Origin of the sequence: Ilyomonas limi, assembly GCF_005233845.1 — a bacterium.
Lineage (GTDB): Bacteria > Bacteroidota > Bacteroidia > Chitinophagales > Chitinophagaceae > Ilyomonas > Ilyomonas limi.
This window is the reverse complement of record NZ_SZQL01000004.1, coordinates 77,501-100,930: the sequence shown is the minus strand read 5'-3', so window position 1 is coordinate 100,930 and position 23,430 is coordinate 77,501. Positions and strand designations below refer to the sequence as shown.

Annotated in this window: 13 protein-coding genes, 2 tRNA genes and 3 rRNA genes (1 of these 18 running past the window's edge); 5 read left to right on the top strand and 13 right to left on the bottom strand. The window is 42.6% G+C overall.

The window, feature by feature from the left end; genetic code table 11:
* Window positions 1-155: 155 nt before the first annotated feature.
* On the bottom strand, window positions 156-440 hold the full coding sequence (locus FC093_RS06820; protein ID WP_137261008.1) for a hypothetical protein: 285 nt from the start codon (window positions 438-440) through the stop codon (window positions 156-158).
* A 466-nt stretch (window positions 441-906) separates the two neighbouring features.
* Entirely contained in the window at window positions 907-1,218 is a 312-nt protein-coding gene (locus FC093_RS06815) for a tetratricopeptide repeat protein (RefSeq protein WP_137261007.1), read from the bottom strand.
* A 148-nt stretch (window positions 1,219-1,366) separates the two neighbouring features.
* Between FC093_RS06815 and recG the strand changes: the two genes are divergently transcribed.
* The 3 genes from recG to FC093_RS06800 all read left to right on the top strand — a co-directional run bounded on the left by recG (window position 1,367) and on the right by FC093_RS06800 (window position 8,651).
* Window positions 1,367-3,478, top strand: a complete 2,112-nt coding sequence (gene recG, locus FC093_RS06810; protein WP_137261006.1) for an ATP-dependent DNA helicase RecG — start codon at window positions 1,367-1,369, stop codon at window positions 3,476-3,478.
* A 440-nt stretch (window positions 3,479-3,918) separates the two neighbouring features.
* On the top strand, window positions 3,919-7,602 hold the full coding sequence (locus FC093_RS06805; protein WP_240743223.1) for a DUF7948 domain-containing protein: 3,684 nt from the start codon (window positions 3,919-3,921) through the stop codon (window positions 7,600-7,602).
* A gap of 14 nt (window positions 7,603-7,616) precedes the next feature.
* Window positions 7,617-8,651: a PorP/SprF family type IX secretion system membrane protein gene (locus FC093_RS06800; RefSeq protein WP_240743222.1), complete on the top strand. Its 1,035-nt coding sequence runs from the start codon at window positions 7,617-7,619 to the stop codon at window positions 8,649-8,651.
* A 163-nt stretch (window positions 8,652-8,814) separates the two neighbouring features.
* On the opposite strand, the gene FC093_RS06795 is transcribed toward FC093_RS06800, so the two are convergent.
* Complete coding sequence (locus tag FC093_RS06795; protein ID WP_137261005.1) at window positions 8,815-10,074, bottom strand: aminotransferase class I/II-fold pyridoxal phosphate-dependent enzyme; 1,260 nt, start codon at window positions 10,072-10,074, stop codon at window positions 8,815-8,817.
* A gap of 130 nt (window positions 10,075-10,204) precedes the next feature.
* On the opposite strand from FC093_RS06795, the gene pafA reads away from it, so the two are divergent.
* Window positions 10,205-11,869: an alkaline phosphatase PafA gene (gene pafA / locus FC093_RS06790; protein WP_137261004.1), complete on the top strand. Its 1,665-nt coding sequence runs from the start codon at window positions 10,205-10,207 to the stop codon at window positions 11,867-11,869.
* Between the two features lie 158 nt (window positions 11,870-12,027).
* Here pafA and FC093_RS06785 read toward each other — a convergent pair whose 3' ends face one another.
* The 5 genes from FC093_RS06785 to efp all read right to left on the bottom strand — a co-directional run bounded on the left by FC093_RS06785 (window position 12,028) and on the right by efp (window position 18,020).
* The gene (locus FC093_RS06785) at window positions 12,028-12,471 is read right to left on the bottom strand and encodes a hypothetical protein (RefSeq protein WP_137261003.1); all 444 of its coding nucleotides are present in this window, start codon (window positions 12,469-12,471) and stop codon (window positions 12,028-12,030) included.
* 288 nt (window positions 12,472-12,759) lie between these two features.
* Window positions 12,760-14,913, bottom strand: coding sequence for a carboxy terminal-processing peptidase (locus FC093_RS06780; protein ID WP_137261002.1), 2,154 nt, complete (start codon window positions 14,911-14,913; stop codon window positions 12,760-12,762).
* Between the two features lie 436 nt (window positions 14,914-15,349).
* Window positions 15,350-16,690 (bottom strand): acetyl-CoA carboxylase biotin carboxylase subunit, encoded by a 1,341-nt coding sequence (accC, locus tag FC093_RS06775; RefSeq protein ID WP_137261001.1) that lies wholly within the window; start codon window positions 16,688-16,690, stop codon window positions 15,350-15,352.
* A 102-nt stretch (window positions 16,691-16,792) separates the two neighbouring features.
* Window positions 16,793-17,290 (bottom strand): acetyl-CoA carboxylase biotin carboxyl carrier protein, encoded by a 498-nt coding sequence (gene accB, locus FC093_RS06770; protein ID WP_137261000.1) that lies wholly within the window; start codon window positions 17,288-17,290, stop codon window positions 16,793-16,795.
* Window positions 17,291-17,453: 163 nt separating this feature from the next.
* Window positions 17,454-18,020 carry an elongation factor P gene (gene efp, locus FC093_RS06765; protein WP_137260999.1) on the bottom strand — a complete coding sequence of 189 codons (567 nt, stop codon included), beginning with the start codon at window positions 18,018-18,020 and terminating at the stop codon, window positions 17,454-17,456.
* A gap of 258 nt (window positions 18,021-18,278) precedes the next feature.
* On the opposite strand from efp, the gene FC093_RS06760 reads away from it, so the two are divergent.
* Window positions 18,279-18,698: an RNA recognition motif domain-containing protein gene (locus FC093_RS06760; protein WP_137260998.1), complete on the top strand. Its 420-nt coding sequence runs from the start codon at window positions 18,279-18,281 to the stop codon at window positions 18,696-18,698.
* A gap of 1,114 nt (window positions 18,699-19,812) precedes the next feature.
* Here FC093_RS06760 and rrf read toward each other — a convergent pair.
* The 5 genes from rrf to FC093_RS06735 all read right to left on the bottom strand — a co-directional run.
* Window positions 19,813-19,926, bottom strand: a 5S ribosomal RNA gene (gene rrf / locus FC093_RS06755).
* Between the two features lie 70 nt (window positions 19,927-19,996).
* A 23S ribosomal RNA gene (locus FC093_RS06750) occupies window positions 19,997-22,803 on the bottom strand.
* A gap of 198 nt (window positions 22,804-23,001) precedes the next feature.
* Window positions 23,002-23,075, bottom strand: a tRNA-Ala gene (locus tag FC093_RS06745).
* A gap of 25 nt (window positions 23,076-23,100) precedes the next feature.
* A tRNA-Ile gene (locus FC093_RS06740) sits at window positions 23,101-23,174 on the bottom strand.
* 93 nt (window positions 23,175-23,267) lie between these two features.
* Window positions 23,268-23,430, bottom strand: a 16S ribosomal RNA gene (locus tag FC093_RS06735) (it continues 1,364 nt past the right edge of the window).
* Together the 16S, 23S and 5S rRNA genes with 2 tRNA genes alongside form the textbook arrangement of a ribosomal RNA operon.

Sequence of the window (23,430 nt, the reverse complement as noted above, 5' to 3'; positions counted from 1 at the left end):
TGCCTGATTATAAATTACTCTGCCTAAGCTGTAAGCATCAAGGGGCAATGGGGTGAGTCTCGGGTAATGTGCACTTTGAACTAAAGATATTATATGCATTGCTATGCAAAACAGCCGGCAAAATGCCGGCTGTTTTGCATAGGTAAAATTATCTATTAAATCACGTCCTCATCATCGTCGTCTTCATCATCTTCGTCCAGATCGTCATCGTCAAAATCATCATCAGTCAATTCCGTATCATCAAAATCCATATCGTCGTCGGTGTCATCAATTAAGGTATCATCATCCAAATCCTCCAGATCGTCGTCGTCATCATCGTCATCATCATCGTCATCTCCAATATCGCTGGCGTAAGCCGAAATGGTAGGTGCATAACCCGGCAACGTATTGTAGTCGAAGCCATTGAAGTAGTTTTCTGTTTGCAAATTGAAGAACAACATAGAATAAGGTTTTTGTGATGTATAATAAGATAGCGACAACTTTTAAGCCAACCCGTACCGCATATTTTATTGCACTTAAAATGCCTGATAAAAAAATAGCCAGACAGTTTCTTTTTATGCAAAAAAAGTTTATATTTGTTATCCAGCCTTATCTCATAAAAAACGTTTCTGAAAACCAATGTTAAAATTCGCTTATTTGCAATAGCCTCATAATTATTGCATTTCAAGATACTTTTTGCTGCCAGGGAATAATAATTATTCTTAGGCTAAGCCTCTGTTTCTACAGAGACTTTTTATTTTAGCTCAGCCCATCTCATAACCTTCTTAATCCTTTTTTCCCGTAAAAGCTTATTCTCTGTACCGCATTCTGCATCATTCATTTGTAGCAGTGTTGATTTTTTTCCCTGTTTTTCAACAATCGTTTTTTACGCATCAAAATAGTTGTAATTTTTCCTGGCTCTTTATATTAATACACCAAATCTTCATATGCGCTTTGCAACTCATTGTATGCATGCATATCATTTGTTTTTTTGGCAGCCTGCATACCTTGCTCGTACCAGTTGATAGCTTCCTGTGTATTGCCATTACGTTCCAGTAGTTTGGCAAGATGATAATAAGAACCAACATAATCCGGACATTCAGTAAGGATAGCTTTGAAAAGTTTTTCTGCCTCGGTATCATCGCCCGTTTTTATATATTCCAATGCCAATGCATGGCGCAAAAAATTATCCTGTGGCGATGCCTGGAGCATTTGCTGTATTCTTTCAATCCTGTTCATGTGCTAAAAATAGCAAAGTATGCGTTTAATTGTAAAAGTGACATTTTTTATACTAGTTGTAAATACTTCGTCCTTAATCTTATTTCTGTCTTACATTAACGCCTTTCTAATTATTCATTTACGATATTTGTAACCAAAATATTTAGCAATTTTCACCGCTCCGTCCATATTAGATTCACCCATAGAATACCTCAAAGGTGTAGGTCCTTTGCGTGGTGATATGCTGCGCAAGGATTTAAACATTCATAGTTTCCGCGACCTGCTGGAGCATTATCCATTGCGCCATATAGATAAAACCAATATAAGTCTTATTGCATCCATTACGCCAGAGACCGATTTTGTACAGGTAAACGCCCGGCTGTTGCATTGCGAGATACTGGGCGAAAAGAGAACACGTCGCCTGGTAGCGCAGGTAAAAGACAGCAGCGGCACGCTGGAACTCACGTGGTTTCAGGGGATTAACTGGGTAGAAAAAATGTTGCGGGAAGGTGACTATTACCTCGTGTATGGCAAAGCCGGCTTTTTTAACGGTAAGCCGCAAATGTCGCATCCTGAAATTGAAGCCGTAAAAGAAGCCAAAGCGGATGGCAAACCTTTTTTAGAACCTATTTATTCTACTACCGAAAAACTGAAAGCACGCGGGCTGAATGCGCGGCAAATTGGCAAGCTTACTTATGCCTTAATATCGCAACTGAGCGAGAAAGATATTCCTGAAATATTGCCTGCAAACATTATCAAAAAAATGCAGCTTATATCCCGTTTTCAGGCTTTCCGGCAAATTCATTTTCCTGCATCTATACAAGAATACAACGAGGCATTGCGACGACTCAAGTTTGAGGAATTGTTTATTGCGCAGGTTCGTTTAAATATTGTGCGCATCCACCGCAACCATCATAGCCACGGAAACGTATTCACTAAGGTTGGCGATCTGTTCAATACGTTTTACAATAACTATTTACCATTTGAACTCACCGGCGCGCAAAAGCGTGTGCTGCGTGAAATACGGCAAGATACGCTGCACGGACATCAAATGAACCGCTTATTGCAAGGCGATGTGGGAAGCGGAAAGACAATAGTTGCATTGTTAAGTATGCTGCTGGCGGCAGACAACGGCTTTCAAAGCTGCCTGATGGCACCAACAGAAATACTGGCACAGCAGCATTATAACGGGTTAACAGAATTGCTGAAAGATTTGCCGATAACTATTGCATTGCTTACCGGCAGCACCAAAGCAAAACAGCGAAAAGAAGTTTTGCAACAACTTGCCGAAGGCTCTTTGAATATGGTAGTTGGCACACACGCTATTATTGAAGATACGGTGCAATTCAGCAATCTGGGCTTAGCTATTGTGGATGAACAACACCGTTTTGGTGTGGCACAGCGGGCAAAATTGTGGTCGAAAGCAGCCATTCCGCCGCATGTATTGGTGATGACGGCAACGCCCATCCCGCGCACGCTGGCAATGACGGCTTACGGCGATCTCGACTACAGTGTAATAGATGAGTTGCCGCCGGGCCGCAAACCCATTACTACGGTACATCGCAATGAGATGCACCGTGCCAATGTGATGGGTTTTATACGAAGTGAAATAGACAAAGGCAGACAGGCATATATTATTTATCCATTGATAGAAGAAAGTGAAAAACTAAGCTATGAAGATCTGATGCAGGGTTATGAGCAGGTAAAAAGCTATTTCCCCGAGCCAAAGTTTCGCATCAGCATGGTGCATGGCAGGCAGCCAGCGGAGCAGAAAGAAATAAACATGCAGCGTTTTGTAGAAGGCAATACGCACATAATGGTAAGCACAACAGTAATAGAAGTAGGCGTGAATGTGCCCAATGCGAGCGTGATGGTAATAGAAAGTGCGGAGAAGTTTGGGCTATCGCAACTGCACCAGTTGCGTGGGCGCGTAGGTCGTGGCGGCGAGCAAAGTTTTTGCATACTTTTAACCGGCTCTAAAACAGGAAACGATGCGCGCGAGCGTATTAAAACGATGTGCAGCACCAATGATGGCTTTAAGATTGCGGAGCGTGATTTGGAGCTGCGCGGCCCTGGCGATATTGAAGGCACGCGCCAAAGCGGTGCACTTAATTTAAAGCTGGCGAGCCTGGTAGATGACCGGCAGTTAGTAGCCGAAGCACGCCTGCTTGCCGAAGGACTGATTGACGGGGACGAGCAGTTGGAACTACCGCAAAATGCACCTTTAAAAACTTTTTTGAACCTGCATAAAGGCAAAACAGTATGGAGTAAAATTTCGTAGTTTTAATGGGGTTTTGAAACCGATGGAGCGGCAGTTCTTTCACAGGTCTTACACTTGTAATTTTTACCCTTTTCTAAAGTTTATAAAATGTGTTGCTGTGTAACAATTATGTTGTAACAGTGCCTGTTGATATGCTGATTAAGAACTACTGTTTTTTATCTGTAAACGCTTGCTATAACAATTATTTTATTAGCTTTTGTATGTATAAACGAGTAATTTTACAATAGCATGTTTTACAGAAATATGTGCTTTTAACCCCAACCGCTGCTATCTGCATTTTTGAAAAAATTGTTTGTGTAAAATTTATCTGTCAGGCATCATTTATAAGTAAGAAGCATCTTATTTATATCGTTTATAGGTTACTTGCCTTGCTTGCAAAAAAGCAGGGTGAGATGTAAGAGGAACGTTGCATCAATAGCTATAATTTTAAAAAATTTACCTTGAAAATTCACGTACTACTGATTGGCTTTATCGCAGCACTAATAACAAACATACAGGTAAGCCAGGCTCAATACATAGACTTTGTAGAAAACAAAGGGCAGTGGAACAGCAAAGTAAACTTTACCGGCGAGTTGAACGGCGGCGCTTTTTATCTGCAAAAAAATGGCTATAAAGTATTACTCAACAGCGATGATGACTGGCGGCGTATAGCCGAGCATTACAGCGGCCATTCCGATGCGTCAGCAAATAACCCAAAATCGTCGTATGGGGCACAGGCAAGCAATCAAAAGCTGCCGTATATTGATCCAAAACACGATACCAGCGGGCATTCCGATGACGGCGGAAGCAGCAATCTCATCTTACATTCTCATGCTTATGAAGTAACTTTTGTTGGCGCCAATCCCAACCCGCAAATTGTACCCGAGCGCCAGGAAGATACTTACAATAATTATTTCATTGGCAACGATCCGTCTAAATGGGCTACCAATTGTAAGATATACCAGGCAGTGGTGTATAAAAACATGTATCCCGGTATTGATGTACGGTATTACACCGATAACGATAAGTTGAAATACGACTTTATTGTGCATCCCGGTGCCGATGCGGACAAAATAGCTTTGCGGTTTGATGGTACAGACGGGCTAAGTATAAAAAAGGGAGATCTGATTATTAAAACTTCGCTCGGCGATGTTACCGAACTTTCACCGATTGCTTATTATTCTTCCACTTCCAAGTCTACTGTTCCTGCTATATTCATGCTTTCTGGCAATACTGTGCGTTTTAAGGTAGATACATATCCAAAAGATGCTACCTTAACCATCGATCCAACATTGGTTTTTCTTACCTATACCGGCAGTAAAGCTGATAACTGGGGTTATACTGCTACGTATGATGGCTACGGCAATCTATATGCGGGGGGCATTGTGTTTGGAACAGGCTATCCTATTACCAATGGTGCGTTCCAGAGTGAATTTGGCGGTGGCGACCAGGCAGAAACGCACCAGCAACCTATTGATATCGGACTTACCAAATTTAATCCAACTGCTACGGCACGGGTATATAGCACGTATGTAGGTGGCAGTGGCGATGAACAGCCGCATAGCTTAGTTGTTGATAATGCAGGAAACCTGATCATTGCAGGAAGAACAACTTCAAAGAACTTTCCTGCTACTGTAATTAAATACGGACCTGATAATAATAATGGTGATTTTGATATTTTTTTAGCCAAATTCAATAGTAATGGCGGGCTTGTTGCCGGTCGCCGTATTGGTGGCGATGCCTGGGATGGTGTAAATATTGGACCTAAAGACCTGGATAATAAAAATGCAATCAGTACCAGGCAAAATTATGGCGATGATGCCCGTACAGAAGTAATTACCGACGCCGCCGGTAATATTTACCTGGCATCTTGTACCAAATCATCCGATTTTCCGGTTACTGCCAATGCATTTCAAAAAACATTTGGCGGCTCGCAGGATGGTGTATTTATTAAAACATCGCCCGATATAGCTACTATTTTTTGCGCATCTTATTTGGGCGGCAAAGGAGATGATGCAGCCTTTGTATTAGCCCTTAATCCTACTAATAACAATGTGTATATAGCCGGCGGAACCGGCAGCAACAATTTTCCGGGAATCACTGCCGGCGTTTTGCACGCTACTTACCAGGGCGGTATATGCGATGGATTTATTTCTGTCATCAATAATAGCACGTATGCTTTGTCCAGAAGTACCTATTTTGGTACCGGTGGTACCGATCTTATCTATGGCGTGCAGTTTGACAAGTTTGGCTTTCCTTATGTAATGGGCACCGCTACCGGTATTATCCCTGTTAAAAACAGCGCCTGGACAACTGAAGCGACCGGTAAGCAGTTTATCAGCAAGCTAAAGCCCGACTTGAGCGCCTTTGAATACTCTACCAATTTTGGTAGCGGCACCGCTTTACCCGATATTTCCCCTACCGCTTTCCTCGTTGACCGTTGTGAGAATGTGTACGTCTCTGGTTGGTCGGGTGGTATTAATAAAAACTATCAGCAAAACCAAAGTTCATCGCGCCTGAAGGTGACGCCTAATGCAATGCAGTCTGTTACTGATGGGGATGATTTTTATTTTTTTGTATTGAAAAGAAATGCATCAGACCGCTTATACGCCTCCTTTTTTGGGCAAAATGGTGGCTTTGGCGACCATGTGGATGGTGGCACCAGCCGCTTTGACCGGCAAGGCGTTATTTACCAGGCTATTTGTGCCAATTGTATAGACCATAGCGTATCGTTAAAAACATATCCCCCCAATGTGGTAGGGCCTTACAATGGTGCACGCGATGGATCGGGTTGCAACCTTGCAGCAGTAAAGCTGGCTTTTGAACTGGCGGGTATTGGCAATGGTGTTCGTGCCAGTATTGAAGGACGAGCTTACGACACCACCGGCTGCGTACCCCTTACTGTTGACTTTACCGATACATTGGCGCTCGGTAAAAAATACGTTTGGAACTTTGGTGATGGCTCACCGGATACCACCACTACTACTACAAATGTTTCGCATACGTACACCCAGGTGGGCGACTACCGGGTGCGCCTTATTTCCATTGACTCTTCTGCCTGCAACATTGCCGATACGGCTTATACTACCATCCGTGCCAGAAGAGATAAAGCCTTGCTTTCGCTTACTACTACCAAGCTGCCGCCTTGTACCAATCTTACTTATCAGTTCAACAATACATCGCAATATCCATCGGGCAAGCCGTTTGGCCCCAAGTCATTTGTATGGGATTTAGGGGATGGAACGATAGATACTGCCATTCAGGTGCCCCCGCATACGTATGCGTCAGAAGGGACGTATGTGGTAAAGCTGTATTTAATTGATAGTAACTATTGCAATGCACCGGATGTGCTAATAGATACCTTGCGCATTGCAGCGAATGTTAAGGCACAGTTTGATACACCGCCATATGGCTGTGCACCGTACGATGCTGTATTTAATAATACTTCGCTGGCGGGACATACCTTCGCCTGGAACTTTGGTGATGGCTCACCAATAGATAGCTCGGAATACCCAACGCACCATTATGAAAACCCCGGCACTTATACTGTTACGCTTACGGTATTCGACTCCGCTACGTGCAACAAGCAAGACCAGCTTTCTAAAACCATTTTAGTGAGTGCCAGTCCTGTGGCAGGCTTTACGTTTGGACCTATACCTGCACAGGAAAATACGTTTACTACTTTTACTAACACTTCCACCGGCGCTAATAGTTACAAATGGATATTTGGTGATGGCGAAGAATTGGAAACGGTGCGCCTTGATACACTGGTAAGGCATATTTACAACCGTACAGACACTTTTACCGTACAGCTAATAGCCTATAACCAGTATGGCTGTACCGATACTGCTACTGCCAGGGTGTATTCCATTGTTGTACCGCTGGTAGATGTGCCTAATGCGCTATCACCTTTTGGTACCAATCGCCGGGTGTCGGTGCAAGGCTATGGCATTGCTAAAATAGACTGGAAAATATATAACCGCTGGGGTACAATGGTATTCAATAGCACAAGCCAGAAAACCGGCTGGGATGGTACATATAAAGGCGTTGTACAGCCAATGGATGTATATACGTATGTGTTGGATGTTCAATTTTCGGATGGTACAAAATACAGGAAGACAGGTGATATTACATTAATCAGATAAAGTGTGGGAGAACTATGAAAAAACAATTGTTAGCCGTAAGCTGTTCTATGATGCTGGTATTATGCTGCAGTGTGCAAACAACACTTGCGCAGGACCTGCATTTTTCTCAATATTTTAATAATCCATTGCTTATCAATCCGGCCAATACCGGCTTTGCGCCCGAAGTGGACTGGCGTGCAGGAGTAAGCTACCGCAACCAATACTCCAGCCTTACTGCCAATCCATATAAAACGATGAGCGCCTGGGGTGATGCACAATTGTTTAATAACCGCTTTGATAATGGATGGGTAGGTATTGGTGGTGCGCTGCTGCGCGATGTGGCAGGTGCCGGCAATCTCACCTCTACCCGGGCCTTTGGCTCGGTGGCTTATCATCAGTTGCTCGGCTTATCCAGTTTGCTGAGCGCCGGGTTTAATGTTGGTTTTATCTCTAAAAAAGTTGACTTTACCAAGCTTACTTTCGATAATCAGTGGAACGGAAAATTCTTTGATATTAATATCCCTTCCAACGAAAGTTTTGCCTATAGCCAGATTGGCTATTTTGACCTGCAGGCAGGACTGAACTATGCATTTTTCCCGAGTGAAAATTTGTATTTTAATGCAGGATTTAGCGCATCGCACATCAACCGCCCGCGGGAAAGCTTTTTTTCGCAGCAATCGTTAGTAGATCAAAGATTGGATGTACGTTATACGGCGTTTGCAAATGCTGCTATTAAATTAAACGACCAATGGATTGTAAACCCTAATGCGTATGTGAGTAAAATGGCAAATAACTGGGAAGTGGTAGCTGGTCTGAATGCCAATTACAACCTCAGTGGCGATGGTACCGCGCAGTTGATTGGCGGCTTGTATTATCGCTATAGAGATGCCGCAATCCCGATGGTAGGTTTTCAGCTAAAAGATTATAAAATAACGGTGAGCTACGATGCTACCACCTCTTCCTTAGGCAATTACAATAATCGCTATGGCGCCTATGAATTATCATTAGTAAAAACGGGCATTTATGGTGGCGGCGATAAATCGGTAAAATGCCCTACGGTAAAGTTTTAACCAGCAAACAGCATTTATGAACTTACAGTTCGTATAGGTATACAGGTTGTTATTAAAAATCAGCAGTATTAATAAACACCTTTTAATAGCATAGCAATCTCACAAATAAAAGAGCCTCACCGTTGGTGAGGCTCTTCATTATATAAATAACCCTTCGAAATATCTAACGTGCGTCAGCCATATCGGGTATTGCTCCTACTTTGTATTCGCCGGCATCCAGCTTTTGTTTAGTTTCGGTAAAGGCTTTAAGCGTTTGTTCTATATCTGCATCTGTGTGTGCAGCAGTAGGTATCATACGGAAAATAATGTGCCCTTTTGGAATAACCGGGTAAGTAACGATAGAGCAAAATACACCATAATTTTCACGTAAATCCATTACCATTGCGGTTGCCTCTTCTACCCCACCTTTCATATACACCGGCGTTACCGGGCTATTGGTCTTACCAATGTCAAAACCATTCTCTTTTAAGCCTTGCTGCAGCTTACGGGCAGTGTACCAGAGTTTTTCTTTTAGTTCGGGTTTGCTGCGCAATAGCTGCAACCGCTTCAAATTGCCAACTACAAAAGGCATAGGAAGGCTTTTGGCGAATATTTGCGAGCGGATGTTGTAACGGATATAATCAATAATTACATGCGGACCGGCAATAAACGCACCTATAGAAGCCATAGATTTAGCGAATGTGGAAAAGTATAGATCTATTTCATCTTGGCAGCCTTGCTCTTCGCCGGCACCTGCGCCGGTCTTGCCCAGCGTGCCAAAGCCATGCGCATCATCTACCAGCAGGCGGAATTCGTAAGTCTTTTTCAGGTCGCAGATTTCTTTCAGTTTGCCCTGGTCACCCGCCATACCAAATACGCCTTCGGTAATAACGAGTATGCCGCCATTACCTTGCTTTTCTATCATGCTAGTAGCGCGTTCCAGTTGCTTTTTCAGGTCTTCTACTTCGTTATGCTTATATACATATCGGTGACCAGGATGCAGGCGTAAGCCATCTATAATACAAGCGTGGCTTTCGGCATCATAAATAATTACATCGTGCCGGCCGCAAAGCGCATCTATAGCACTCATTATACCCTGATAACCGTAGTTAAGCAGGATGGCATCTTCTTTATGTTCAAATTCGGCAAGTTCTTTTTCCAGTTGCTCATGCCAGTTGGTATTACCACTCATCATACGCGCCCCCATAGGTGCCGCCAGACCAAATTGAGCCGATGCTTCCGCATCTACCTTTCGTATTTCGGGATGATTAGCTAAACCAAGATAATTATTCAAACTCCACACAATTACCTCTTTACCACGAAATTTCATACGGCTACCTATCTCACCTTCCAGCTTGGGAAATGCAAAATAGCCATGCGCACGCTCACGGTGCTGGCCAATAGGGCCATAGTTTTTAAGCAATCTTTCAAAAATATCTGCCATACATGTATTGTTTTAAAGTACGACTGCTGTTGCAATCGTTTATTTTTCGCGTGCAAAAATAGCCATTAATTAAAAAGCGACCAATCAATTGTATAAAGCTAACATTACATTTGCGCTTTAATGCTTAACCATGAAGAAAATTATATGGCTCTTTCTCCTCTTTTTGCTTGCCCAATCTGCTCCTGCACAATCACTTAGCAAGAGCGCAGCTCCGGCACTTACTACTTCCAACGTTAGTCGTCCTAAGCTGGTAGTGGGTATTGTGGTAGATCAAATGCGCTGGGATTATCTGTACCGTTTTTACCCGCTATTTAAAAATGATGGCGGTTTTAAACGCTTTTTGAACAACGGCTTTAGCTGCGAAAATACGTTTATTCCTTACACCCCTACGGTTACGGCAGCAGGTCATACCTGCGTGTACACCGGCAGCGTACCGGCAATACACGGTATTATGGGTAATGAATGGTACGACCGGCTGCAACATACCACTATGTATTGTAGCGAAGACAACAGTGTAAACTCCGTAGGCAGCAATGATGAGGTAGGCAAAATGAGCCCCCGCAACCTGCTGACAACCACCATCGGGGATGAATTGAAACTGGCTACCAACTTTAAGAGCAAAGTAATTGGTGTGGCTATTAAAGACCGCGGGGCCATATTACCTGCCGGTCACGCTGCCGATGCAGCTTATTGGTACAACAATAAAACCGGCGATTTTATAACGAGTACCTATTATATGCAGCAACTTCCGCAGTGGATGCAGGCATTTAATAGCCGGAAAATAGTGGATTCTTTATATAAACTTAACTGGAATACTCTGTTGCCCAAAGAAACGTATTTGCAATATTCCACCGCAGATGAAGTGCCTTATGAGAATAAGCCGCTGGGCAGCGAGCAAAAGGCATTTCCTTATAATCTTGCTGCTTTTGCAGGTAAAGATTATGGCAAAATAGCTTCTACACCTTATGGCAACAGTTTAACAGCAGCTATTGCAGAAGCTGCAGTAATAGGTGAACGTCTTGGCAAATCCGCTCAAACAGATTTTTTAACGGTTAGCTTTTCTTCGCCCGATTATATTGGTCATTCTTTTGGGCCAAATTCGTGGGAGCAAATGGATGATTATGTAAGATTGGATGCTGTACTGGGCAACTTCTTTAATTTTTTGGATGCACAGGTGGGCAAAGGCAATTACACCGTATTTCTTACTGCCGACCACGCGGTGGCACATGTGCCCAATTTTTCTGTTGAACACAAATTGCCCGGCGGTGCTTTCAAGGGCGCTGCAATAATGAATAGTTTAAAAGCGCTTTTGAAGGATAAGTATAATACAGATAAACTGATAATAGCTGAAGAAAATTATCAGCTTTACTTAGATAACAATCTGATAGACTCTGCACATTTTAATAAAAAGGAAATCAGTGATTTCATTGTAAGTTATTTACTGAAGCAGGATGGCATTACCAATGCTTTTGCGCTCGATAATTTGATGACTATCCCATTGAACAGTAAACAGCAGGATATGTTTGCGAACGGCTTCATGCCTACACGCAGCGGTGATATTCAATTTGTTTTAAAGCCTGGATATGTCTCGGGCAATGGCAATGGTACTTCACACGGTTTATGGAATCCTTACGATTCGCATATTCCCTTGCTGTGGTATGGCTGGGGCATTGCCAAAGGCAAAACCAACCGCGAAACGTATATGACAGATATTGCTGCTACTACGGCTGCCTTGCTGCACATACAAATGCCCAGTGGTTGTGTGGGTAAAGTGATAGAAGAAGTAATGAAGTAAATGGAAAAGGAATAAAGTAGTAGTATTCCAGAGAGGTAAGAAAATAAGATAAATCTTGAAGAACTAAGAGAGAGCAATAGCAATATAACTTCAATAAAAAATGCCGCAGCTATGTAAAACAAAACTGCAGCATTTTTTTATTTATAAATTCTTATTTATTAGTCTGAAAGGCTATTGAGCCATTTGATGGTAGCGGCGGCAGCTAAGGCTCCGGCTACATAGTAACCAACGGTTAAGTATTGTGTTGCCTTAGTGCGATTGCTGGGGGCAGGATCTATACCTAAATGTTCCGGCAAAATAACAGCGCTTACTCCTGCAACAGCGCCTAACAACCAACCTTTCATTTGTGGGCAGTTGCCACCAATAAGACTGTAGTAAGCTGTGTTGCAGACTGCTTCTCCTATAAAAGTTGCTTTATACAATTCATCATCAGGTGGCAGCGCAAGATGCATACGATCGCCTACTTTATGTATTAAATTGAGGTCTAATAAATCCATACGTGGGGCTATATTGGGGAAAGCATAACGAATAGACTGGTGCAATGCAGTGAGGACAGCGGTACCTACTAACCCACCTGCAAGTGCATATAGCTTTTTTTTCATAGTAACAGTTTTATTAGAGTCTGCAAGTGTTATTCCAAAATTTGTGCATCTATGTTTTTCGTGCTTATTATAAGCCCGTTTACACTAAAACTGTAAAATCATAAGCCTTTTTAAAAGCATTGTCAAAGCGGAAGAGTTTGCAAGCTGCTGACTGCGTGATGTTTCGTGAATGCGATTGCTACCAATGAAGGGTACGATGTTATAAAACCTCATTTTTCCGTCCCCTTCTATTAAATTAAAAAGGAAAGGCATGAGAGCCTTTCCTTTTTAATTATACAAGCTAAAACATTAGTTCTTGGCAACATTGCTGTTTGCCGACGTAATCATATCTTTTAAAATATCTACAGTTTCATCAACATATCTGTCCTTTTGCAATGCCTGAAGCCACTGCTTATTGCGCTCTCCCTTGATCGTGTCCGGATTGTTGAAGTATCTGTCCACATCAGAAGCTGCCGGCTTAATATCCAATGGTTGTGAAAGCTTAGCGAGCGAATCATTTGCACGACTTACTCTTTTCAAAGTTTCCATTTGTGCTTTATACTTATCTATGTTAAGAGCGTATTCCTTATCTGTATTCTCACCCAGCCAGGCCGTGTTTCTACGGATGCCCATAAATGCCGAATCACTATTGATCTGCTGCTTTGCTTCTGCTTCTACCTGGTTGAAATCAGCTTCAGGCTTCCAGGGTGTATAATCTGTTTTTTGTATCTGATCCCAGGGCAAAGCCGATGGATTGTCTTTCTCACGGAATTTAAAATATTCGTAAGCATCAGGTATAATTATATCGGGTGTTACGCCTTTCTGTTGCGTAGAACCACCGGTAATACGGTAGAACTTCTCAAAAGTAAGCACCAAAGCTGCACTGCTGCCATCTGCAGCATTTGTAAACATATTCATAGAATTGCCCAACATCACAGGCACTGGTTTTTGCACGGTACCTTTGCCATACGTAGAAGAACTGCCTACGATAATAGCACGCTTGTAATCCTGCATAGCAGCGGCAAAAATTTCGGAAGCAGAAGCACTGCCTTCGTTTACCATCACTGCCAACGGCCCATTATACAATATACTTTCATCATCATCACTCCAGATGATGGGCTTACCATCCTTATCCTTTGCCTGCACAATTGGGCCTGATTTGATAAACAAACCGGCCATTTTTACCACTTCCGGCAGGCTGCCGCCGGGATTTCCACGCAAGTCTATCACAATGCCATCTACATTCTCTGCCTGTAGCTTGCGCACTTCCTTAGCAACATCCTGCGAGCATTGTGCACCATCGGGGCGGGTTACATCCAAATAAAACTCCGGAAGAAATATATAACCTATTTTTTTGCTGCCACTGTTAATGATTGCACTGCGGGCAAAGGTTTCATCGAGTGTTATTTCATCTCTTATAATAGGCACTACCACCTGTGTTCCATCCGGCTTTTTAAGTGTTAGGCGAACTTCGGTGCTTTTGCTGCCGCGAATAAGTTTTACTGCATCGGTAGTACCATAACCAGTAATATCAACCGGCGGATTGCTACCCTGCGCTACTTTCACAATTACATCATTTGCCTGTACTTTACCCGTTTTCCAGGCTGGACTGCCGGTAACAACGCTGGCAATTTTTATTTGCCCGTCTTCTTCTTTCAGCAATGCGCCTATACCATAAAAGCGACCGCCCATCTCTTCATCAAAAGTGCGTTTGGCAACCGGCGGATAGTAGTTGGTATGAGGGTCCATTGTATTGGTAATTATATTAATGAAGTCGCTAAACTGTTCTTCTTCATTAAATGTTTTTTGCTGGCGCTCGTAAATGCGATCCATTATTTTAAGCACCGTTTCGCGCGCCTCTTTTTCCAGTTGTACATCTGTTTTACCGCGCAAGCTGTCTTTGGCACCTGCTTTATCGCGCTGTGTCTGCAAGTCTACATAACGGTCGAGTGTATAATATTTCAACCGCTTGCGCCATACATCCTTGCGGGCAGCAATATCGGCAGGATAGTCGTTTTTATCAGCATCCATCTGTACTTTTTCATTCACCGTAAAATCAAATGGCTTTGAGAGAATTTCTTTGTAAATAGCAGGTGATTCTTTCAGCCGCTGCTGATACAAAGCCGTAGCTACCGGATAAAATTCCAATGCTATATCGCCATGAATTTCATCATCAATAGTGGTTTCGTATTTTCTTAACGAAGCAATGTCCGTCTGCAAAAACAAATCTTTGTCCTGGTCGAGCGCATTGAGATATTGCTTGAATATTTCTTTTGAAAAACTATCATCAATCTTTTTTGGATCGTAGTGCCGCTTTTCCAATATTACACCTATGGTTACCAATAGTTGCTGTTGCTTTGTTTTTTCATCGTCTCCCGGAGTTTTTCCGCTACTCCTGAAAGCCCATAAAATTCCGCCCAACAACACAATAATTACTATTGGCAGCACTTTTTTACTCATCATAAAGTTTATTGTTTTTTGTAACATGCGTATCAAAATTAATTGAAAATAAAAGAGCCGCTGCAAGCGTATTTGTAATTAACAAGGAATTTTGTTAAGCGGCAAAAGAAAATTTTTACTATAGCATACACCTGATTATTAATGGTTTTGTTTTTTAATTAAGACTATTTAATACCGGCATATATTTAAAAGTAGTTGTGAAAAACGCCTCCAGAAGCCTCCTTCTTATGCGCTTAGCAGTAGTGCTTTGATTAGCTTTTACACTATCGTGCACTTCAAATTTCCACCTGATACTTTAAACTATTTAAAAATAACCTTATCGTACAAATAATCAATTGTGCAAATCCTATGCAAGTATTTAAATAAAAAACGCTTTTTGCCGGCAAAAAGCGTTTTTTATTTAGAAGAAATTAAATATTACTGCTACTGCAAAAGCGGATTACTGCATTTTAAAAGTTTCTAAGAACTTGGTAGTAAAGTTGCCCCTGCGGAAATCTTCATTTTGCATCAATTGTAAGTGAAAAGGAATAGTGGTTTTTACGCCTTCTATCACATACTCTGTTAATGCACGGTACATTGTATCTATGGCTTCTTCGCGGGTACGCGCTGTGGTAATTAATTTACCAATCATTGAATCGTAATACGGCGGAATAACATAGCCGGTATAAACATGGCTATCTACCCGCACGCCATGACCGCCAGGCGTATGCAGCACCGTTATTCTGCCGGGTGAAGGGCGAAAATCGTTGTACGGGTCTTCGGCATTAATGCGGCACTCAATAGCATGTCCCTGTGGTTCGTAGTTTCTGCCCGAAATCCGCTCACCCATTGCAATCTTTATTTGTTCCTTTATCAGATCGAAGTTGATTACCTCTTCAGTTACACAGTGTTCTACCTGTATGCGGGTATTCATTTCCATAAAATAAAAGTTGCGGTGCTTATCTACCAGAAATTCAACAGTGCCCACACTCTCATAATTAATTGCACTTGCTGCTTTAATGGCGGCAGCGCCCATTTCTTGCCGCAGTTCTGGTGTCATAAACGGCGAAGGGCTCTCTTCTACCAGTTTCTGATGCCGGCGTTGTATGGAGCAATCACGCTCGCTTAAATGGCAAACGGTACCATACTGGTCGCCTGCCACCTGAATCTCGATATGCCGCGGCTCCTCTACAAATTTTTCCATGTAGATGCCATCGTTCTTGAACGCGGCTGCCGCTTCGGCTTTGGCTGTGTCGTACGCCCGCTCCAGTTCCCTTTCTTCCCACACTACACGCATACCCTTACCACCACCACCGGCAGTAGCTTTTAAGATCACCGGATATCCTACTTCATTCTTAGCTAAATACTTTGCCTGCTCCAGGCTTTCGAGCAAGCCACCACTACCGGGTACTACAGGCACACCTGCTTTTATCATGGTTTCTTTAGCCGTTATTTTATCGCCCATGCTGCTTATCATTTCCCCGGTAGGTCCAATGAACTTAATGCCATGGTCTTCGCATATTTTAGAGAATTTAGCATTCTCTGCAAGAAATCCATACCCCGGATGAATAGCATCGGCATTGGTTATTTCTGCCGCTGCCATAATATGCGGAATATTCAGGTACGACTCGCTGCTTTGCGGCTTGCCTATACACACGGCTTCATCTGCAAAGCGTACATGAAGGCTGTCTTTATCGGCAGTAGAATAAACAGCTACCGTTTTTATGCCCATCTCGCGGCAGGTGCGAATAACACGCAAGGCTATTTCACCGCGGTTGGCTACGAGTATCTTATTAAACACTTATAGTTAATTTGAGAAATAAAATTTTGAAAATAAAAGAGTCATAATATAAAGGCAATTTACAATCTGTCACTTCCATATACAAAATTGCCTTCTTTGCATTTAAGAAGGCTCTACTAAAAACAGGGGCTGATCATATTCAACCGGGCTGGCATCTTCTACCAATATCTTCACAATTTTACCACTTACCTCACTTTCAATTTCGTTGAACAGCTTCATAGCTTCGATAATACAAACCACTTTGCCCGGCGTTATCTCATCCCCTATCTCTGCAAAAATCGGTTTGTCGGGCGACGGACGACGATAAAAAGTACCAATCATCGGACTCTTAATCGTAATGTAATTATCTGTTTTGGTAGAAGCAGGCTGATCTGCAGCTGCAGCAGCATCCATAGAGGTGGGTGTTGGCGGCATAGGCGCTGGTACGATCGTTTGCTGCTGGGGTATTGCCATTGGCTGCGGCGCTGCTACAATTGTTTGTACCTGGTGTTCTTCTTTTTGTTTAATAGTAATTTTAAAATCGTTTTGTTCAATGCACAGTTCGCCAATATTACTCCGGTTAACGATCTTAATGAGTTCCTGAATCTGTTTAAAATCCATATAGCAAATGGTTTGATGATTTCAATGATATGGCGGTAAAAGCTACTTAAAAGAATGGAAAAGTAAACCTTTTTTTATAAAGCAAATAGAAAACAATGTATCTGCCATATAGCACGTGCCCTATTCTGTAATGATTACTTTATTAATGAAGGTAAAGTTATATCTATTCTTTTACGCGCTCTACATATTCGCCGGTTTTCGTGTTTATTCGTATCATTTCTCCTTCATTCACAAACAGTGGTACCTGTACATTAGCACCAGTTTCTAATGTTGCAGCCTTTAGCGCGCGGGTAGCTGTATCACCTCTTAGTCCAGGCTCACAGTAAGTAATTTGCAAGGCAATTTTTTCGGGCAGTTCTGCGCCAATAGGTTGCTCGGTTTCCGTATTAACAAACACAAATACTTCGGCACCCTCTTTCAAAAATTGTGGCGCATCTATCATGTTTTCGGCCAGCGTAATTTGCTCAAAGGTTTCGTTGTCCATGAAGTTGTAACCCGACTCATCTTTATACAAAAACTGGTACGTTTTCTTTTCTACACGCACCGGAAAAATATTCTCACCGCTGTTCCAGGTTTTTTCGATGGTGCGGCTGTTATCAACGCCCTTTAGCTTAGCCCATACTTTTGCCGCAGCACGGGCAGTTTTATTTTCTCCAAATTCTACTACAGAATACAAACTGCCATCCAGCTTCAAAATCATACCTCTGCTAATGTCTGCTGTTGTTGCCATAAATTTTATTTTAAAATAATTGGCGGCAAATGTAATGATTGCTGTTTAAAATCAACCATCCGCATTCACACTACGTAAGACAATGATTTTGCATAAAAAATTGAAAAATAAACTCAAAATTATTTTGGAAAAATAAACTTAATTACTTTTCTTCGTTAAGCAATCAACAGTTATTTCCATACCCTGAACGTTTCGACGTAAATGTTTTTGGATCTTGGTACACTGTTTTTAGTTATTTAATTATTATCCATAAACAAAATGAACATTTACGTTGGAAACCTTAACTGGGGGATGACCAGTGATGATTTGTACAATTTATTTGCCCCTTACGGCGAAGTAGCTTCCGCAAAAATTGTTACCGACAAATTTAACAACAATCGCAGCAAAGGTTTTGGTTTTGTAGAAATGAACGATGATGAAGCAGCACGTACTGCCATTAGCAATCTGAACGAAACTGAAATCTCTGGCCGCAAAATTATTGTAAACGAGTCTGCTCCACGCCAGCAAGGCGAAGGTGGCGGCGGCGGTTACAAAAAGAAAAGCTTTGGCGGCGGTAACAGCGGCGGCGGATTCCGTGGCGGCAATAGTGGCGGTGGAGGTTATCGCGGCGGCAACAGCGGCGGTGGCGGCTACAACCGTAATCGTGGCGAAGGTGGCGGTGGCTATAATCGTTATTAGTATTAAATCATCAAATCAAAATAGTTGTTTAAGTCTGGCTTGAGAGCCGGACTTTTTTGTTGTAATACAATTTCAAAAGAAATAATCGTGATCATTAAGACCTTATTGAACAAATAAGATAAAGATGAGTCCTACAAACATTAATCGTGAGCCGTTATTATGACAAGACGATTGGTATAATAGCGAACATAGTATGGCGGAATGTGAAATAAAGATCAGTCAACAAATTACTTATAGAACGAGATAATTCAAAAAATCTTTTAAATCGAATTAGTGTAAAATAGGATAGAATCAAATTTACTTTAATGGGATTTTTTGAGGCAAACTTTGCTATCACACTTTCTGTCTGATTAATTATTTGCTGCAAAGTTTGGTATTGTTTATTAGCTGTTTGCTAAAAGTAATCAACCTCATTATCATATCCATCTACTGTTATATCATGATGAAATCCACTATAATTGATGAAAATTAATTCTCTTTGATTAGTTTGAAAAAAATTTGACCAAGTATGAAACAGATTACTTGATGTCAAAATAGGATTTTGAAATTGACTGTTTAAAATAGAGTCAATTACCCTTGTGATTTTAATATAACTTGCCTTGTCAGGAGTAAAATCTCCATCTTGTGCAAATAAAACCTGGTAGAAACTTTTAAATTCTAATTTGCAGTAGATAAATAATTAATATCCTGCTGGAACTGTATTTGATTTCGTACCTTATGTCGTGGCTCAAATTTTTGGAGAAGTAATTGATCTGACAAATGCCTAAACATTGATGCACCAACTGAATAAATATTCCGAAGTGTCTCAAACTATTGCGACAAAGATTTTATTAAATTATCTTGTTTTGTATTCAAAGATATCATCAGTGCAGTCTGTTGACTTTGTAGTCTAAGCAATTCTTTCATCCTATCTATTTGAACTTTTTGAAAAAAATGAAAAGGAAGCTACTCTAGAGACTTCACTAAAATATTGTAATAAATACGCAACTGCTTAGGAGAATTTTTCATACGCTTCGCATTCCAAGATTTTTATATTTATTGTTTAAACCGAAACAATCAAGTTCAGATATAAACAAAAAAGCCTCATAGAAAAACTATGAGGCTTTTTAAATAAATATGGCAGCTACCTACTCTCCCAGGGACAAAACCCAAGTACCATTGGCCATGAGGGGCTTAACTGCTCTGTTCGGGATGGGAAGAGGTGAACACCCTCGGCAAAACCACCATAAAAAGGTAAAGCTTTTGCGGAGCTTTTAATAAGTTAACATATTGGGAAAGAAACGAATTATAAAAATAAAAAATTAAAGCTTACGGGCAATTAGTACTACTCGGCTTTGCTGTTACCAACTTTAGACCTGTAGCCTATCAACGTCATCGTCTTTGACGACCCTTAAAAGTAAACTCATCTTGAGGAAGGTTTCACGCTTAGATGCTTTCAGCGTTTATCCTGGCTGTACGTAGCTACTCGGCATTGCAGTTGGCACCACAACCGATTCACCAGCGGTACATGCGACCCGGTCCTCTCGTACTAAGGTCACGTCCTCTCAATTTACTAGCGCCCACCACAGATAGGGACCGAACTGTCTTGCGACGTTCTGAACCCAGTTCACGTGCCACTTTAATCGGCGAACAGCCGAACCCTTGGGACCTTCTCCAGCCCCAGGATGTGACGAACCGACATCGAGGTGCCAAACCTTACCGTCGATATGAGCTCTTGGGTAAGATCAGCCTGTTATCCCCGGAGTACCTTTTATCCTTTGAGCGATGGCCCTTCCATGCAGAACCACCGGATCACTTTAGCCTGCTTTCGCACCTGCTCGGCTTGTCTGCCTCACAGTCAAGCACCCTTATACTAATGCGCTCTATGTACGATTACCAACCGTACTGAGGGTACCTTTGCGAGCCTCCGTTACTTTTTAGGAGGCGACCACCCCAGTCAAACTACCCACCATGCAATGTCTCCCGCAAGGGATTAGGTTCTAAGCAACAAAAGGTTGGTATTTCAACGTTGACTCCACCACCCCTAGCGAGGCAGCTTCATAGTCTCCCAACTATCCTACACATTTGTTGCTCAAAATCAATGCAAAGTTGTAGTGAAGGTTCACGGGGTCTTTCCGTCCCGTGGCGGGTAACCGGCATCTTCACCGATACTACAATTTCACCGGGCTCGTGGAGGAGACAGTGTTCAACTCATTAGACCATTCGTGCAGGTCGGAACTTACCCGACAAGGAATTTCGCTACCTTAGGACCGTTATAGTTACGGCCGCCGTTTACTGGGGCTTCAGTCAGAAGCTTTGGGCTTGCGCCCGAACATCCTTCCTTAACCTTCCAGCACCGGGCAGGTATCAGGCTCTATACGTCATCTTACGATTTTGCAGGGCCCTGTGTTTTTGTTAAACAGTTGGTTGAACCATTTTACTGAGACCGCATCGCTGCGGTACGCTTTATCCCGAAGTTACAGCGTCAATTTGCCTAGTTCCTTCTCCACGGCTCACCCGAGCGCCTTAGAATACTCATCCCGTCTACCTGTGTCGGTTTGCGGTACCAGCTGCTATACTCGCTTTTCTCGGCAAGACTTTTATGGCTTCGCTTCCCCCGAAGGTTCAGCTCAACGTACTATTCCGTCAGTACGTAGCCACCACGATCTTGCGTCACTTTTATTGCATAGCAGGTGAAGGAATATTAACCTTCTTTCCATCAGATGCCCCTTTCGGGTTTTCCTAAGGACTGGACTAACCCTGATCCGATTAACGTTGATCAGGAACCCTTAGACTTTCGGCGAAGAAGTTTTTCACTTCTTTTATCGTTACTTATGCCTACATTTTCTTTTGAAAACGCTCCACCATTGGTCGCCCAACGGCTTTGATGCTGTTTTCAATGCTCCCCTACCACTCGCGCAATTAAGCTTGAGTTTAGAACTTCGGTTAGCAGTTTGATGCCCGATTATTTTCCGTGCAGGATTTCTCGACCAGTGAGCTGTTACGCACTCTTTAAATGAATGGCTGCTTCCAAGCAAACATCCTGGCTGTTATAGAAATCCCACCGCGTTTGATCAACTTAACTGCTTATTAGGGACCTTAGTTGCTAATCTGGGTTATTTCCCTCTCGGCCACGGACCTTAGCGCCCGCAGCCTCACTCCCGTAGATATGTGTTAGCATTCGGAGTTTGTCAGGGTTTGGTAGGCGGTGAAGCCCCCTAGCCCAATCAGTAGCTCTACCTCTAACACACTTCAATATACGAGGCTGTTCCTAAAAACATTTCGGGGAGAACGAGCTATCTCTCAGTTTGATTGGCCTTTCACCCCTATCCACAAGTCATCCCAGAACTTTTCAACGTTAATGGGTTCGGTCCTCCAGTGTGTGTTACCACACCTTCAACCTGCTCATGGATAGATCACAAAGTTTCGCGTCTACCCCCACTGACTAAACGCCCTATTCGGACTTGCTTTCGCTGCGGCTCCGTTAAATAAGAACTTAACCTTGCCAGTGAGGAGTAACTCGTAGGCTCATTATGCAAAAGGCACGCCGTCACACCATTGCTGATGCTTCGACCGCTTGTAGGCGTACGGTTTCAGGTACTATTTCACTCCCCTGTTCGGGGTGCTTTTCACCTTTCCCTTACGGTACTGGTTCACTATCGGTGTCTGAGGAGTATTTAGCCTTACCAGATGGTGCTGGCAGATTCATGCAGGATTCCTCCGGTCCCGCATTACTCAGGATACTGCTCGTTACTGTTAATTTGTGCTTACGGGGCTATCACCCGCTATGGCTCAACTTTCCAGAAGATTCAACTTGATAACAGCTTCTAAATGCAGTCCTACAACCCCTAAGGAGCACGCTCCTTAGGTTTAGGCTCTTCCCATTTCGCTCGCCACTACTCAGGGAATCATTATTATTTTCTTTTCCACCGGGTACTTAGATGTTTCAGTTCTCCGGGTTGGCTCCCTTTCGGGTACTATACCTTCAGTATAGTGAGTTGTCTCATTCGGAAATCTACGGATATAATGCTCGTGTGCAGCTTTCCGTAGCTTATCGCAGCTTACCACGTCCTTCATCGCCTCTCAGACCCAAGGCATCCACCATACGCCCTTATGTTGCTTTAAAAAATTTTGAAATTGCAGTGATGTTACCACCACTAATTTGCTATGTGTAAATTTATAATTCGCTTTCCCAATATGTCAAAGAGCTTCAGTTGTTAACGATTTAAAGATTCGTTCGTAAACAACAGTGTAGTAATTATGGATTCGATCCAAGCGACCCTTCTGGTCATTACTAAAATAAGATTGAAAGAACTTAAGTAAGTGGAGGATATCGGAGTCGAACCGATGACCCTCTGCGTGCAAGGCAGATGCTCTAGCCAGCTGAGCTAACCCCCCGTTTTATACTCTACTGTATGATAAGTAGACCCGACCAGAGTTGAACTGGTGACCTCTACATTATCAGTGTAGCGCTCTAACCAACTGAGCTACGGGTCTGAAACGGGCCACTAACTTAACCAGCAAAGAACTTCATTAATAAGTTTAAAAGAAAAGGAAGCAACAGCATTAAGTAGTTAAACAGTACTCTAAAAAGGAGGTATTCCAGCCGCACCTTCCGGTACGGCTACCTTGTTACGACTTAGCCCCAGTCACTAGTTTTACCTTAGGCAGCTCCTTTCGGTTACCGACTTTAGGTACACCCAGCTTCCATGGCTTGACGGGCGGTGTGTGCAAGGTCCGGGAACGTATTCAC